This window comes from Enterobacter sp. 725m/11, assembly GCF_011683705.1.
In the GTDB taxonomy this organism is placed as follows: domain Bacteria; phylum Pseudomonadota; class Gammaproteobacteria; order Enterobacterales; family Enterobacteriaceae; genus Enterobacter; species Enterobacter bugandensis.
Window position 1 is genome coordinate 15049 of the sequence record NZ_JAAQOK010000021.1, and the last position, 15963, is coordinate 31011.

Annotated in this window: 14 protein-coding genes; 12 read left to right on the plus strand and 2 right to left on the minus strand. The window is 55.1% G+C overall.

Annotation, left to right across the window (positions count from 1 at the left end; translation table 11 throughout):
- Positions 1–19: 19 nt before the first annotated feature.
- Positions 20–1504 (minus strand): guanosine-5'-triphosphate,3'-diphosphate diphosphatase, encoded by a 1485-nt coding sequence (gppA, locus tag HBA26_RS11000; RefSeq protein ID WP_047366695.1) that lies wholly within the window; start codon positions 1502–1504, stop codon positions 20–22.
- Positions 1505–1510: 6 nt separating this feature from the next.
- Positions 1511–2779 (minus strand): ATP-dependent RNA helicase RhlB, encoded by a 1269-nt coding sequence (rhlB, locus tag HBA26_RS11005; RefSeq protein WP_028014815.1) that lies wholly within the window; start codon positions 2777–2779, stop codon positions 1511–1513.
- Between the two features lie 144 nt (positions 2780–2923).
- Here rhlB and trxA point away from each other — a divergent pair, with 144 nt between their 5' ends.
- The 12 genes from trxA (at position 2924) to wecG (ending at position 15947) form a co-directional block, all read left to right on the plus strand.
- On the plus strand, positions 2924–3253 hold the full coding sequence (gene trxA, locus HBA26_RS11010) for a thioredoxin TrxA (RefSeq protein ID WP_006179218.1): 330 nt from the start codon (positions 2924–2926) through the stop codon (positions 3251–3253).
- A 344-nt stretch (positions 3254–3597) separates the two neighbouring features.
- Positions 3598–4857: a transcription termination factor Rho gene (rho, locus tag HBA26_RS11015; RefSeq protein WP_008501566.1), complete on the plus strand. Its 1260-nt coding sequence runs from the start codon at positions 3598–3600 to the stop codon at positions 4855–4857.
- 241 nt (positions 4858–5098) lie between these two features.
- Positions 5099–6202, plus strand: a complete 1104-nt coding sequence (gene wecA, locus HBA26_RS11020) for a UDP-N-acetylglucosamine--undecaprenyl-phosphate N-acetylglucosaminephosphotransferase (protein WP_028014814.1) — start codon at positions 5099–5101, stop codon at positions 6200–6202.
- Positions 6203–6215: 13 nt separating this feature from the next.
- Positions 6216–7262, plus strand: a complete 1047-nt coding sequence (gene wzzE, locus HBA26_RS11025) for an ECA polysaccharide chain length modulation protein (RefSeq protein WP_028014813.1) — start codon at positions 6216–6218, stop codon at positions 7260–7262.
- 56 nt (positions 7263–7318) lie between these two features.
- The gene (wecB, locus tag HBA26_RS11030) at positions 7319–8449 is read left to right on the plus strand and encodes a UDP-N-acetylglucosamine 2-epimerase (non-hydrolyzing) (RefSeq protein ID WP_126346141.1); all 1131 of its coding nucleotides are present in this window, start codon (positions 7319–7321) and stop codon (positions 8447–8449) included.
- Positions 8446–9708, plus strand: coding sequence for a UDP-N-acetyl-D-mannosamine dehydrogenase (gene wecC, locus HBA26_RS11035; RefSeq protein ID WP_047366697.1), 1263 nt, complete (start codon positions 8446–8448; stop codon positions 9706–9708). The genes wecB and wecC overlap by 4 nt, the downstream gene beginning before the upstream one ends.
- Complete coding sequence (gene rffC / locus HBA26_RS11040) at positions 9705–10382, plus strand: dTDP-4-amino-4,6-dideoxy-D-galactose acyltransferase (protein WP_047366698.1); 678 nt, start codon at positions 9705–9707, stop codon at positions 10380–10382. The genes wecC and rffC overlap by 4 nt, the downstream gene beginning before the upstream one ends.
- 4 nt (positions 10383–10386) lie before the next feature.
- Complete coding sequence (rffA, locus tag HBA26_RS11045; RefSeq protein WP_041911819.1) at positions 10387–11517, plus strand: dTDP-4-amino-4,6-dideoxygalactose transaminase; 1131 nt, start codon at positions 10387–10389, stop codon at positions 11515–11517.
- Position 11518: 1 nt separating this feature from the next.
- Positions 11519–12769 (plus strand): lipid III flippase WzxE, encoded by a 1251-nt coding sequence (gene wzxE, locus HBA26_RS11050; RefSeq protein WP_047366699.1) that lies wholly within the window; start codon positions 11519–11521, stop codon positions 12767–12769.
- Positions 12766–13845, plus strand: a complete 1080-nt coding sequence (locus HBA26_RS11055; protein WP_126346140.1) for a TDP-N-acetylfucosamine:lipid II N-acetylfucosaminyltransferase — start codon at positions 12766–12768, stop codon at positions 13843–13845. Before wzxE ends, HBA26_RS11055 begins: the two co-directional genes overlap by 4 nt.
- Positions 13842–15194 carry an ECA oligosaccharide polymerase gene (gene wzyE, locus HBA26_RS11060; protein WP_126346139.1) on the plus strand — a complete coding sequence of 451 codons (1353 nt, stop codon included), beginning with the start codon at positions 13842–13844 and terminating at the stop codon, positions 15192–15194. Before HBA26_RS11055 ends, wzyE begins: the two co-directional genes overlap by 4 nt.
- A gap of 12 nt (positions 15195–15206) precedes the next feature.
- Positions 15207–15947 (plus strand): lipopolysaccharide N-acetylmannosaminouronosyltransferase, encoded by a 741-nt coding sequence (wecG, locus tag HBA26_RS11065; protein WP_045631338.1) that lies wholly within the window; start codon positions 15207–15209, stop codon positions 15945–15947.
- Positions 15948–15963 lie beyond the last annotated feature (16 nt).

Sequence of the window (15963 nt, forward strand, 5' to 3'; positions counted from 1 at the left end):
CCCGGCAGTGTTCAGCGTATTACTTCACCTCAAGCACCCAGTGCACATAGCTCTGCCACTGGCACTCCTGCTCGATCATCTCTGCCCCAAGCGGGTGATTCTCAATCCAGTTTTCCGGCAGCGTCAGCGTCAGCTTCTCATCATCGGCTAGCAGATTAATGGCGGGTAACAAATCATCGCGGCGGCGGCTGGCAAACAGAATTGCCAGACGCAGCAGGCGACACAGATGCTCGGCCACGCGCGGCGGTACGGCATTTTGCTGATGCAAAGAGGAGAGATCGACGGCGTTGGTCTGGTTCAGCAGTAGCGTTGCCAGCAGCTTTTTCTGTGCGGGCGTGTAGCCCGGCAAATCCAGGTTGCGCACCAGATACGCTGCGTGAGCAGGTGCCTGCTTAAAATCTATGCTGAGCCCCACCTCGTGCAGCGCACAGGCGCTCAGCAATAAATCGCGGCTCAGATGATCAAGATCCCAGGCGTTAGCGACCTGGTCGGCAAAGCGTGATGCCAGCTGTGATACGCGGCCAGCCTGATCGATATCAACCAGAAATCGACGCTGGACGTTGCGCAGCGTACGGTTGCGGATGTCCTGATCCACCGACAGATGCAGCATCCCGTAGACCAGACCTTCGCGCAGCGCGCCGCCGGCCAGGGTCATACACTGGATATTTAATTCGGTGAATATGGCGATCAGAATGGCCAGCCCGCTTGGGAAAACCAGGGCACGTTCCAGCGTCAGGCCTTCAATTTCCAGCTCTTCCAGACGTCCGCATTGAATGGCACGCTGTTTAAGCTGCTGAAGTTTGGCAAGCGTGATCCGCTCGTCCATGCCCTGCGCCATCATGATTTCCTGCAGGGCCTGCACGGTACCCGAAGCCCCGACGCAGACTTTCCAGCCGTGATAGCGCAGTTCGTCCATTACCGGGCGTAGCACTGCGCGCGCGGCGTTTTCCGCCTCGTCGAAGTTCTCTTTACCCAGATTCCGGTCAGTAAAGTAACGTTCAAGCCAGGTTACGCAGCCCATCGACAGGCTGAACAGCGACGTCGCCTGCGCGCCGGTGCCGGTTACCAGTTCGGTACTGGCACCGCCGATATCCACCACCAGACGGCGATCGTCACCCCCGGTGGTGTGGGCAACGCCCTGGTAGATCAGGCGTGCTTCTTCTTCACCGCTGATAACCTGAACCGGACATCCCAGAATTTCCTGCGCTTTGGCAATAAAATCTACGGCGTTAACCGCCAGTCTGAGCGTCGCTGTGGCGACGACGGTGATTTGAGCATGCGGGATATCCTGCAGACGCTCAGCAAAGAGCCGCAGGCACTGCCAGCCACGTTCCATGGCTTCAGGCGAGAGGTAATTATCACTGCTCAGGCCCGCCGCGAGGCGGACCTTGCGCTTAATGCGCGTCAGCGTTTGTATGCTTCCCGCCACCTCACGCACAACCAGCATATGAAAACTATTCGAACCGAGATCAATTGCCGCATAGAGCGAGGTGGAGCTGAGCATAATGTATTAACCTGAACGACGACGATTACGCGGTGCGCCGCCTGAACGACGCGGACCATTGCCGGAGCGCGGGCGGGATAGACGCTTAGGCGGCGGCAGTTCGCTTAACAGCGCTTCCGGATTGTATTTACTCTGCGGAATAGAGTGACCGATGTAGGTCTCAATGGCTGGAAGATTCAGCGCATACTCTTCACACGCAAGGCTAATCGAGTGACCGCTTGCGCCCGCACGACCGGTACGACCGATACGGTGTACGTAGTCTTCGCAGTCGTCTGGCAGATCGTAGTTAAAGACGTGCGTCACGGCCGGAATGTGTAAACCACGTGCCGCCACATCGGTTGCGACCAGAATATCAAGATCGCCACGGGTGAACTCGTCGAGGATACGAAGGCGTTTTTTCTGCGCCACGTCGCCGGTCAACAGGCCAACACGGTGACCGTCGGCAGCCAGATGGCCCCAGATGTCTTCACAGCGGTGTTTAGTGTTCGCGAAGATAATGGCGCGATCGGGCCACTCTTCTTCGATCAACGTTTGCAGCAGACGCATTTTCTCTTCATTGGAAGGATAGAAGAGCTCTTCTTTAATCCGGTGGCCCGTTTTCTGCTCCGGCTCCACTTCCACATACTCGGCGTTGTTCATCTGCTCGAACGCCAGCTCGCGTACGCGATAAGAAAGGGTGGCAGAGAACAGCATGTTCAGGCGCTGATTTGCCGGCGGCATGCGGCGGAAAAGCCAGCGGATATCTTTAATGAAGCCCAGATCGTACATGCGGTCAGCTTCATCAAGCACCACAACCTGGATGGCGCCGAGGTTGATATGGTTCTGTTTGGCGTAGTCGATAAGACGGCCGGTGGTCCCAATCAGGATATCCACGCCGCTTTCCAGCACTTTCAGCTGCTTATCGTAGCCGTCGCCGCCATAGGCCAGGCCAAGCTTCAGACCAGTAGCCTGTGCCAGGGGTTCAGCGTCTGCATGGATCTGTACCGCCAGTTCTCGCGTCGGGGCCATAATTAGCGCGCGCGGCTGGTTAACTTTGCGGTCTGCAATCGCTGGGTGAGAAAGTAAATAATGGAACGTTGACGTTAAAAACGCCATCGTTTTGCCGGTACCGGTTTGCGCCTGCCCTGCAACATCGCGACCGGCCAGCGTCAGCGGCAGGGCGAGAGCCTGAATGGGCGTGCAGTTATGAAACCCTTTTGTTTCAAGGGCTTCGATCACTTTTGGGTGCAGGGCGAAGTCGGAAAACTTCTGTTCTGTTAAATGTGTTTTGCTCATAGTGTGGTAGAATATCAGCTTACTATTGCTTTACGAAAGCGTATCCGGTGAAATAAAGTCAACCTTTAGTTGGTTAATGCGACATCAACACGTCGTTGGTGGAGACAAAACCAACGTACCAGGCTTATTCCTGTGGAGTTATATATGAGCGATAAAATTATTCACCTGACTGACGACAGTTTTGACACGGACGTACTTAAGGCTGACGGGCTGATCCTCGTCGATTTCTGGGCTGAATGGTGTGGTCCTTGCAAAATGATCGCCCCGATTCTGGATGAGATCGCTGACGAATATCAGGGCAAACTGACGGTTGCCAAGCTGAACATCGACCAGAACCCGGGCACCGCACCGAAATACGGTATCCGTGGCATCCCGACCCTTCTGCTGTTCAAAAACGGCGAAGTGGCGGCGACCAAAGTGGGCGCGCTGTCCAAAGGTCAGCTGAAAGAGTTCCTGGACGCTAACCTGGCGTAAGGTTTCTCCGCTGTGCGTCCAGAGCCCCCGGCTAAATGATGTGGAACTCTGGACGCCCGGCTGAAGTCGTGCTAAGTTAGCTATGACTTCGTTTTAAACATATCTATTGTTTGAATCTTGTTTTACCCGATACTTCCCTTTGTTGACATGAACAATGCGTGAAGTGGCTAAATTCCGGGCTTGTCACTCAATCCGTCTTGTCGTTTCAGTTCTGCGTTCTTTCCCTGTGACCAGACAGCGAACAGACATGAGGTGATGGCCGCTAAACAGGCATGGATGACCCTGCCATACCATTCACAACATTAAGTTCGAGAATCACTCCGAGTTTAAGAACCCACACCATTATGAATCTTACCGAATTAAAGAATACGCCGGTTTCTGAGCTGATCACTCTCGGCGAAAATATGGGACTGGAAAACCAGGCTCGTATGCGCAAGCAGGACATCATTTTCGCCATCCTGAAGCAGCACGCTAAGAGTGGCGAAGATATCTTTGGCGACGGTGTGCTGGAGATATTGCAAGACGGATTTGGTTTCCTCCGCTCTGCAGACAGCTCCTACCTCGCCGGCCCTGACGACATCTACGTATCCCCCAGCCAAATCCGCCGTTTCAACCTCCGCACTGGTGACACCATTTCAGGTAAGATTCGTCCTCCTAAAGAGGGTGAACGCTACTTTGCGCTGTTGAAAGTCAATGAAGTTAACTTCGATAAACCAGAAAACTCGCGTAACAAGATCCTCTTTGAGAACTTAACGCCTCTGCACGCGAACTCTCGCCTGCGCATGGAGCGTGGTAACGGTTCTACCGAAGACTTAACCGCGCGCGTCCTGGATCTGGCATCGCCAATCGGTCGCGGCCAGCGTGGTCTGATTGTGGCCCCGCCAAAAGCGGGTAAAACCATGCTGCTGCAGAACATCGCGCAGAGCATTGCCTACAACCACCCAGACTGCGTGCTGATGGTGCTGCTGATTGACGAACGTCCGGAAGAAGTGACCGAGATGCAGCGTCTGGTTAAAGGTGAAGTGGTTGCTTCTACCTTCGACGAGCCAGCATCTCGCCACGTTCAGGTTGCGGAAATGGTTATCGAGAAGGCGAAACGCCTGGTTGAGCACAAGAAAGACGTGATCATCCTGCTGGACTCCATCACCCGTCTGGCACGTGCCTACAACACCGTGGTGCCAGCTTCCGGTAAAGTGTTGACCGGTGGTGTGGACGCTAACGCCCTGCACCGTCCAAAACGCTTCTTCGGTGCGGCACGTAACGTGGAAGAGGGCGGCAGCCTGACCATCATCGCAACGGCGCTGATCGATACCGGCTCCAAAATGGACGAGGTTATCTACGAAGAGTTTAAAGGTACAGGTAACATGGAACTGCACCTCTCTCGTAAAATCGCAGAAAAACGCGTCTTCCCGGCTATCGATTACAACCGTTCCGGTACCCGTAAGGAAGAACTGCTCACCACCCAGGAAGAGCTGCAGAAAATGTGGATCCTGCGCAAAATCATCCATCCAATGGGTGAAATTGACGCGATGGAATTCCTCATTAACAAACTGGCGATGACCAAAACCAACGACGATTTCTTCGACATGATGAAGCGCTCGTAACGCAAATAAAGCCAGCGAACGCCACGTTATTACGTGGCGTTTTTCTTTTATGGACTATACGCTAGTATCGCCTACTCCCAATTTTGACCGGTCAGTGCGACAATAAGATAATTCGCACAGTAAAAACATTAATAGCTTGAATAATAAACAAATGGAATTGTAAGAGGTTTGCTTTATAACTTCAGGCGCGGCCCCTTGATGGTTATACTTCCTTGACTAACATTTGTTGAGAACATCCATTGTGAACCTACTTGATACGTTTACTGAACTAACCAGTATTTTCTTGTTTACCACCTGCTTTTTGTTTCTGGCACGTAAGGTTGCAAAATATCTGGGCTTAGTGGATAAACCCAACTTCCGTAAACGTCATCAAGGCATGATCCCTCTGGTCGGTGGCATCTCTGTTTTTGCGGGGATCTGCTTCACTTTTGCTATTGCAGATTACTATATTCCGCATGCCAGGCTTTATCTCATATGCTCAACAGTTCTTGTTGTGATTGGTGCGCTGGACGATAGATACGACATCAGCGTCAAAATCCGCGCTTTCGTTCAGGCAGCTGTCGCTATTGCAATGATGGTGTTTGCTAAGTTGCACCTGAGTAGCCTGGGCTATATTTTCGGGGCCTGGGAGATGGAACTCGGCCCATTCGGCTATTTCCTGACACTTTTTGCCGTGTGGGTGGCGATTAACGCGTTCAACATGGTTGACGGTATTGATGGTTTGCTTGGTGGCCTGTCCTGCGTCTCATTTGCCGCCATTGGTTTCATTTTATGGTTCGATGGGCAATACAGCCTTGCTATGTGGTGTTTCGCCATGATTGCTGCCATCCTGCCTTATATCCTGTTAAATCTCGGCGCATTGGGCCGACGCTATAAAGTCTTCATGGGCGATGCGGGTAGCACGCTTATCGGCTTTACTGTCATTTGGATCTTGCTGGAAACCACTCAGGGCGATGTGCATCCCATCAGCCCGGTAACGGCGCTATGGATTATTGCCATCCCCTTAATGGATATGGTTGCGATTATGTATCGCCGCCTGCGTAAAGGAATGAGTCCATTCTCTGCTGACCGTCAGCACATTCATCATTTGATCATGCGAGCCGGATTCACTTCCCGGCAGGCATTTGTGCTTATTACGCTGGCGGCTGCTATTCTAGCGGGGATTGGCGTGACGGCGGAATATACGCACTTTGTGCCTGAGTGGGCCATGTTGGTATTGTTCTTGCTAGCATTTTCTCTCTACGGCTACTGCATTAAGCGCGCATGGAAGGTGGCGCGATTCATTAAACGTATTAAGCGCAGGATGCGACGTAACAGTAGCAAAAACACAACATTAACTAAGTAAAACCGGGACTATGATGACTCAACCGTTGGCGGGAGCGAAATCAGTGGTAACAGAGAATGAACTGGACATTCGGGGTTTGTTTCGCGTGTTATGGGCAGGCAAACTTTGGATTGTGGGGATCGCGCTGGGGTTTGCACTGTTAGCGCTAGCCTACACGTTCTTTGCAAAACAGGAGTGGAGCGCCACGGCAATCACGGACAGACCCACGGTTAACATGCTCGGAGGATACTACTCCCAGCAGCAGTTCCTGCGAAACCTGGATATTAAAGCCAGCCTTGCCACCCCGGACCAGGCTTCCGTTATGGATGAGGCCTACAAAGAGTTTGTGATGCAGCTGGCCTCGTGGGATACGCGCCGCGATTTCTGGTCCCAGACAGATTACTTTAAGCAGCGTCGGGTTGATAACACCAAAGCCGATGCCGCGCTGCTGGACGATCTGATTAACAATATTCAGTTCATGCCAGGCGACGTGCTGCGTAACGTCAACGACAGCGTCAAGCTGATTGCCGAAACCGCCCCGGATGCAAACAACCTGTTGCGCCAGTACGTCGCGTTTGCCAGCCAGCGTGCCGCCAGCCATCTGAATGAAGAGCTTAAAGGCGCCTGGGCAGCGCGCACTATCCAGATGAAGGCGCAGGTCAAACGTCAGGAAGAGGTGGCAAACGCCATTTTTGCGCGCCGCGTGCATAACATTCAGCAGGCGCTGAAAATTGCGGAGCAGCACAACATTTCCCGCACTGAGACGGATGTTCCGGCTGATGAATTGCCTGATTCTGAAATGTTCCTTCTTGGTCGCCCAATGCTGCAGGCGCGTCTGGAAAACCTGCAGGCCGTTGGGCCTGATTTTGATCTCGACTACGATCAAAACCGCGCGATGCTTAACACGCTTAATGTCGGTCCCTCCCTGGACCCGCGTTTTCAGACCTATCGTTATTTGAGAACGCCTGAAGAACCTGTAAAACGCGACAGTCCGCGCCGCGCATTCCTAATGATCATGTGGGGTATTGTGGGTGCACTCGTTGGTGCTGGCGTGGCGTTAACGCGTCGTCGTACAAACTAAGAACGCCGTTTACGATGAAGGCTGCGGCCTTCATCGCCTAATCGAAGAGAATCGATGTGAAAGTACTTACCGTATTTGGCACCAGGCCGGAGGCCATTAAGATGGCGCCTCTGGTTCATGCGCTGGCCAGCGATCCTGATATTGAAGCGAAGGTCTGCGTCACGGCCCAGCACCGTGAGATGCTCGATCAGGTCCTAACCCTCTTTTCCATCGTCCCGGATTACGACCTTAATATTATGAAGCCGGGACAGGGATTGACGGAAATAACCTGCCGCATTCTGCAGGATCTCAAGCCGATCCTGGAGTCATTCAAGCCCGACGTCGTGCTGGTGCACGGGGATACCACGACGACGATGGCAACAAGCCTGGCCGCGTTTTACCAGCGTATTCCCGTCGGCCATGTTGAAGCGGGTCTGCGCACCGGCAATCTTTATTCTCCGTGGCCGGAAGAGGCCAACCGTACGCTTACCGGGCATCTGGCGATGTACCATTTTGCGCCAACCGAGAACTCTCGCCAGAACCTGCTGCGTGAAAATGTCGCCGATAACAACATCTTTGTTACCGGCAATACGGTCATTGACGCGTTGATTTGGGTACGCGATCGCGTGCTGGCAAACAGCGATCTGCAGAAAGAACTCGCTGCCCGCTATCCTTTCCTGAATAACGGCAAAAAAACCATTCTGGTCACTGGCCACCGTCGCGAAAGCTTTGGTCGGGGCTTTGAGCAAATCTGTCACGCGCTGGCTGAAATCGCCGCGCAGAACGACGATGTGCAAATTGTCTATCCGGTACACCTTAACCCTAACGTCAGCGAGCCGGTCAACCGCATCCTGGGCCACGTCGAAAACGTCCTGCTGATTGAACCGCAGGACTACATGCCGTTTGTCTGGCTGATGAACCACGCCTGGCTGATCCTCACCGATTCCGGTGGGATTCAGGAAGAAGCACCCTCTCTTGGCAAGCCGGTGCTGGTGATGCGTGAAACCACTGAACGTCCGGAAGCGGTTAAAGCCGGGACAGTGCGTCTTGTCGGCACCAACGCACAGTTCATCGTCGAAGAGGTCACGCGGCTGCTACACGACGATGAAGCGTATCAGGCGATGAGCCGGGCCCACAATCCCTACGGAGATGGGCAGGCTTGTGGCCGTATTTTGCAAGCACTTAAACACAATCGGGTATCGCTATGAGTTTTACTACCATCTCTGTTATTGGTCTTGGCTACATTGGCCTGCCTACTGCGGCGGCATTCGCCTCCCGTCAAAAGCAGGTTGTTGGTGTGGATATCAACGCACGTGCGGTAGAAACCATTAATCGTGGCGAAATTCATATTGTGGAGCCCGATCTTGACCGCGTGGTGAAAGAGGCGGTTGATGGCGGCTTCCTGCGCGCCAGCACGACGCCAGTGGAAGCGGATGCCTACCTGATTGCCGTTCCAACGCCCTTTAAAGGCGACCACGAGCCCGATATGGTCTACGTCGAGGCGGCGGCAAAATCTATTGCCCCCGTGCTGAAGAAAGGGGCGCTGGTAATTCTGGAGTCGACTTCTCCCGTCGGCGCTACCGAGCAGATGGCGCAGTGGCTGGCCGATGCGCGTCCTGATTTACGCTTCCCGCAGCAGGCCGGTGAGCAGGCGGATATCAACATCGCCTACTGCCCGGAGCGCGTGCTGCCGGGGCAGGTGATGGTCGAACTGATTAAAAACGACCGGGTGATAGGCGGCATGACGCCGGTCTGTTCTGAACGCGCCAGCGCGCTGTACAAGATTTTCCTGGAAGGCGAATGCGTGGTAACCAACTCCCGCACCGCCGAGATGTGCAAGCTGACGGAAAACAGCTTCCGTGACGTTAACATCGCCTTCGCAAACGAACTGTCGCTGATCTGTGCCGATCAGGGGATTAACGTCTGGGAGTTAATCCGCCTGGCGAATCGCCATCCGCGCGTCAACATTCTCCAGCCTGGCCCAGGGGTGGGCGGTCACTGTATCGCCGTCGATCCGTGGTTTATCGTGGCGCAGAACCCGGCGCAGGCGCGCCTGATTCGCACCGCGCGTGAAGTGAACGATAGCAAACCTCACTGGGTGCTCAACCAGGTTAAAGCGACGGTAGCGGATTGTCTGGCAGAGAGCGGCAAGCGCGCCAGCGAGCTGAAAATTGCCTGCTTTGGTCTGGCATTTAAACCCAATATTGACGATCTGCGCGAAAGCCCGGCGATGGAAATTGCTGAGATGATTGCCGAATGGCATAAGGGCGAAACGCTGGTGGTCGAGCCAAATATTCATGAACTGCCGGCAAAACTGGCGGGGCACTGCACGCTGACGGCGCTGGATGACGCGCTGGCGACAGCGGATGTGCTGGTGCTGCTGGTGGACCATAAAGAATTTAAAGCGACGTCCGGTGACGCGGTGCGTCAGCAGTATGTGGTTGATACCAAAGGCGTCTGGCGTTGAGTAAACTTCACGGCGTGCTGGAATCCCTTGAGTGGGAAAGCGCTTTTTTTGCTCGCCCCTCGGCGATCGTCCGCTGGCGCGAGAATGCGCCAGCTTTGCAGGACGCTGACTTCAGCGCCTGGCAGCGCGTACAGGCTAAGATCCCGGCGGACCGTGCCGACCTGCTTGACGCGCTCCAGCAACATGGTTTTCAACTGGTTGAAGGCGAGGTAGACCTTTCCATCACCCTTACCCGGCACGATGCGTCCGGCGCGGAAATTGCAACGGAACAGGACATTCCTGTGCTGCGCCAGATGGCGGCCCGAGCGTTTGCGCAGAGCCGCTTTCGCACGCCCTGGTATGCGCCTGACGATAGCGGACGTTTCTATGCCCAGTGGGTAGAGAATGCGGTCAAAGGTACCTTTGACCACGTCTGCCTGATTTTCCGTGCAGCGAACGGCCAGATCCAAGGATTTGTCTCGCTGCGCAAGCTTAACGAGCGCGAGGCGCGTATTGGCTTATTAGCCGGGCGCGGCATGGGGGAGAAACTCATGCAGGCGGCGCTGCACTGGGCGCAGCTGCAGCAGGTTGAGACGCTGCGGGTGGCGACCCAGGTGGGCAACACCGCCGCGCTTAAACGTTATATTGCGAGTGGTGCCAACATCGACGCCACCGCCTACTGGTTATACAGGTGACAAGATGATTCCATTTAACGCACCACCCGTCGTGGGAACCGAGCTCGACTATATGCAGTCTGCCATGGGCAGCGGCAAACTCTGCGGTGACGGCGGTTTTACCCGTCGCTGTCAGCAGTGGATGGAGCAGCGTTTTCGCAGTGCTAAAGTGCTGCTGACCCCGTCCTGCACGGCATCGCTGGAAATGGCGGCCCTGCTGCTGGATATCCAGCCCGGTGATGAAGTGATCATGCCGAGCTATACCTTCGTCTCTACCGCGAATGCATTTGTCCTGCGCGGAGCGAAAATCGTCTTTGTGGATATCCGCCCGGACACCATGAACATTGATGAGACGCTGATTGAAGCGGCGATCACCGACAAAACGCGTGCGATTGTGCCGGTTCACTACGCGGGCGTGGCCTGTGAAATGGACACCATCATGGCAATCGCCAAAAAGCACAACCTGTTTGTGGTAGAAGATGCCGCGCAGGGCGTGATGTCCACCTACAAGGGGCGCGCGCTGGGCACTATCGGCCACATCGGCTGCTTCAGCTTCCACGAAACGAAAAACTATACGGCGGGTGGCGAAGGCGGTGCGACGTTGATTAACGATCGTGCCCTGGTTGAGCGTGCGGAAGTGATCCGTGAAAAAGGCACCAACCGCAGCCAATTCTTCCGCGGTCAGGTTGATAAGTACACCTGGCGCGATATCGGCTCAAGCTATCTGATGGCCGACCTGCAGGCAGCGTACCTGTGGGCACAGCTGGAAGCGGCAGAGCGAATTAATCTCCAGCGCCTGTCCCTGTGGCAAACCTATTACGATGCGCTTGAGCCGCTGGCAAAAGCCGGACGTATTGAGCTGCCAACCATTCCGGCCGATTGCGTTCACAACGCCCACATGTTTTACATCAAGCTGCGCGATAACGACGATCGCAGCCAGCTCATCGCCTGGCTTAAAGAAGCCGAAATTATGGCGGTCTTTCACTATATTCCGCTGCACTCCAGCCCGGCGGGCGAAGCGTTTGGGATGTTCGCAGGTGAAGACCGTTACACCACGAAAGAAAGTGAGCGTTTGCTTCGCCTGCCACTGTTCTTCAACCTCGCGCCAGTTAACCAGCGTACGGTGATCAATACCCTTCTGAGCTATTTCGGCTGATATGTCTCTGGCAAAAGCATCGGTGTGGACCGCCGCGTCCACGCTTGTAAAAATTGGTGCCGGACTGCTGGTCGTCAAGCTGCTGGCCGTCTCATTCGGCCCCTCAGGCGTCGGGCTGGCGGGCAACTTCCGCCAGCTTGTTACCGTCCTTGGGGTGCTGGCCGGTGCCGGAATCTTCAACGGCGTGACCAAATACGTTGCCCAGTATCATGATGATGCGGCTCAGCTTCGCAGGGTAGTGGGCACCGCGTCGGCAATGGTCACGGGCTTTTCGACCCTGCTGGCGATTGTGTTTCTGCTGGCCGCGGCGTCCATTAGCCAGGGATTGTTCGGGCACACCCATTATCAGGGGCTCGTGCGTCTGGTCGCGCTGGTCCAGATGGGCATTGCCTGGGCCAACCTGCTGCTGGCGCTGATGAAAGGTTTTCGCGATGCTGCCGGAAACGCGCTTGCGCTCATCCTGGGTAGCGTCATCGGCGTGATTGCCTATTATTTCTGCTACCGCCTGGGTGGCTATGAAGGCGCACTGCTTGGGCTGGCGCTGGTTCCCGCACTGGTTGTTGTGCCTGCGGCGTTCATGCTGATGCGCCAGGGCGTTATCCCTCTGAGCTACCTGAAACCGCAATGGGATAAGGTGCTTGCCAGCCAGCTGGGTAAGTTTACCCTGATGGCGCTCATTACTTCCGTCACGCTGCCGGTGGCCTACGTGATGATGCGAAACCTGCTGGCGGCGCATTACAGCTGGGATGAGGTAGGGATCTGGCAGGGCGTAAGCAGTATTTCCGATGCTTACCTCCAGTTTATAACGGCTTCCTTTAGCGTTTATTTGCTGCCAACCTTATCGCGTCTGACGTCCAGGCAGGATATTACCCGCGAAATTTTCCGCTCCCTGCGTTTTGTATTACCCGCAGTGGCGGCGGCCAGTTTGACCGTCTGGTTATTGCGTGATGTCGCCATCTGGCTGCTGTTCTCGGCGAAGTTTACCGCCATGCGCGATCTTTTTGCCTGGCAACTGGTGGGTGATGTGCTGAAAGTGGGTGCTTACGTTTTCGGCTATCTGGTGATTGCGAAAGCCTCGCTGCGGCTGTATATCCTCGCGGAGGTTAGCCAGTTTGCATTGCTGACAGCATTTTCGCACTGGCTGATACCCGCGCACGGTGCGCTGGGGGCGGCTCAGGCCTACATGGCAACCTATATCGTTTATTTCGCTGCCTGCTGCGGCGTATTTTTATTGTGGCGTAAACGCGCATGACTGCACTGATTCACATCCTGGGATCGGATATCCCACACCATAACCAGACCGTTTTGCGGTTCTTCAACGACGAGCTGGCATCGGGCAATCCTGATGCGCGCGAGTTTATGGTTGCAGGTCAGGATAATGGCCTGAGCGCGGCGTTTCCGGCGCTGACAATCACCTTCTGGCCGGATAAAGCTACCCTGGCGAAGGCGGTTATTGCCAAAGCCAAAGCGGATCGTGAGCAACGTTTCTTTTTCCACGGGCAGTTCAATACCGGCCTGTGGCTGGCTCTGCTCAGCGGGGGAATTAAACCCTCCCAGTGCAACTGGCATATCTGGGGAGCCGATCTCTACGAAGTCTCGCGCGGCTGGAAATTCCGTCTTTTCTATCCGCTGCGTCGCATGGCGCAGGGAAGGGTGGGCCGCGTTTTTGCCACCCGTGGCGATCTGAATTATTTTGCGAAGCAGCACCCTAACGTGCGCGGTGAGCTACTCTATTTCCCAACCCGTATGGATCCGGCGCTGAACACCATGGCGAATGACGCGGTTCGCGAAGGCAAGCTGACGGTGCTGGTGGGGAATTCCGGCGACCGCAGTAACGAACATGTCGCCGCGCTCCGGGCGGTACACCAGCAGTTTGGCGACACGGTGAACGTGGTGGTGCCGATGGGTTATCCGGCCAATAACGACGCCTACATTGATGAGGTTCGCCAGCAGGGGCTTGCGTTATTCAGCGAAGAAAATCTGCACATTCTCAGCGAAAAGCTGGAGTTTGATGACTATCTTGCGCTGCTGCGAAAATGCGATCTGGGCTATTTCATCTTTGCTCGCCAGCAGGGGATTGGTACGCTGTGCCTGCTGATTCAGGCGGGTGTACCGTGCGTGCTTAATCGTGAAAACCCGTTCTGGCAGGACATGGCCGAGCAGCATATTCCGGTGTTGTTCACCTCAGACGCGCTGAATGTCGAAGTGGTACGTGAAGCACAACGCCAGCTCACGCTGGTGGATAAAAATAGCATCGACTTTTTCAGCCCGAATTACCTCACGCCGTGGCACCGCGCGCTGCGTATCGCTTCAGGAGACAACGCATGAGTCAGTTGCAGTTTAGCGGCTTACTGGTTGTCTGGCTTCTGAGCACGCTATTTATCGCCACGCTCACCTGGTTTGAGTTCCGCCGGGTGCGCTTCAACTTTAACGTGTTCTTCTCGTTGCTGTTTCTGCTGACCTTCTTTTTCGGCTTCCCGCTGACCAGCGTTCTGGTCTTCCGTTTTGACGTGAGCGTCGCGCCGCCGGAAATTCTTCTCCAGGCCCTGCTGGCGGCGACCTGCTTCTATGGTGTTTACTACGTCACCTATAAAACGCGTCTGCGACCAGCGCAGGCCGCTGCCCCGCGTCGGGCGCTCTTTACCATGAACCGGGTGGAGACCCATCTGACGTGGGTGATGCTCATGACCATCGCCCTGGTCAGCGTCGGCATCTTCTTCATGCATAACGGCTTCCTGCTGTTTAAGCTTCACTCCTACAGCCAGATTTTTTCGGCTGAAGTCTCAGGCGTGGCGCTTAAGCGATTCTTCTATTTCTTCATCCCGGCGATGCTGGTGATCTTCTTCCTTCGCCAGGACAGCAAGGCATGGCTGTTCTTCCTGGTCAGTACGGTTGCGTTCGGTATCCTGACCTACATGATCGTGGGCGGTACGCGTGCCAACATTATCATCGCTTTCGCTATCTTCCTGTTCATCGGCATCATCCGCGGCTGGATCTCGCTGTGGATGCTGGTTGCGGCAGGGGTATTTGGCATTGTGGGGATGTTCTGGCTGGCGCTGAAGCGCTACGGGATGAACGTGGCGGGCGACGAGGCGTTTTACACATTCCTCTACCTGACGCGCGACACCTTCTCGCCGTGGGAAAACCTGGCATTGTTGCTGCAAAACTACGACAAGATTGATTTCCAGGGGCTGGCGCCGATTGTGCGCGATTTCTACGTCTTTATCCCGAGCTGGCTCTGGCCGGACCGCCCTGGCGTAGTACTCAATACCGCGAACTATTTTACCTGGGAAGTGCTGAACAACCATTCGGGCCTGGCGATCTCGCCAACCTTGATTGGTTCCCTGGTGGTGATGGGGGGAGGCTGGTTTATCCTGCCGGGCGCGTTTGTCGTAGGGTTGATTATTAAGTGGTTTGACTGGCTTTACGTGCGCGGTAACGAAGAGACCAACCGCTATAAAGCGGCCATTTTGCACAGTTTCTGCTTTGGTGCCATTTTCAATATGATCGTTCTGGCGCGCGAGGGGCTGGACTCGTTCGTTTCGCGCGTGGTGTTCTTCATGGTCGTTTTTGGCATCTGCCTGTTACTGGCCAAACTGTTGTACTGGCTGTTCGACAGCGCTGGGCTTGTGCACAAGCGCGAGCCACAGGGCAGCACAACGCTGTCGCAAGTCTGAGTAGGGAAAGTAATGACTGATAAAACTTCTGCACCGCGCTATGCGCTTCGTGGTTTGCAGCTGATTGGCTGGCGCGACATGCAGCACGCGCTGGATTTTCTGTTCGCCGACGGGCAGATGAAATCCGGTACGCTGGTCGCTATCAATGCGGAAAAGATGCTGGCGGTGGAAGATAACGCCGAAGTCAAAAGCCTGATAGAAGCGGCTGAATTTAAATACGCGGACGGTATCAGCGTGGTCCGCTCTATCCGTAAAAAGTATCCTGACGCTAATGTATCTCGCGTGGCGGGTGCCGATCTCTGGGAGCAGCTTATGGCCCGCGCTGGTGCGGAGGGCACGCCGGTGTTCCTGATAGGCGGTAAGCCTGAGGTGCTGGCCGAGACCGAAGAGAAACTGCGTCGTCAATGGAATGTTAATATCGTTGGCAGCCAGAATGGTTACTTCAAGCCTGAAGACCAGCAGGCTTTGTTTGCCCGCGTGCGCGACAGCGGGGCAAAAATCGTCACCGTGGCGATGGGGTCCCCGCGCCAGGAGATCCTGATGCGCGACTGCCGTCTGGTCTGCCCGGATGCGCTTTATATGGGCGTCGGCGGCACCTACGATGTCTTTACCGGCCACGTGAAGCGCGCGCCGAAGATTTGGCAAAATATGGGGCTGGAGTGGCTCTACCGCCTGCTCTCCCAACCCACCCGCATTAAACGACAGATTCGACTGCTTCGCTACCTCACCTGGCACTATACCGGTAAAATGTAATCAAAATGTAGCGCGA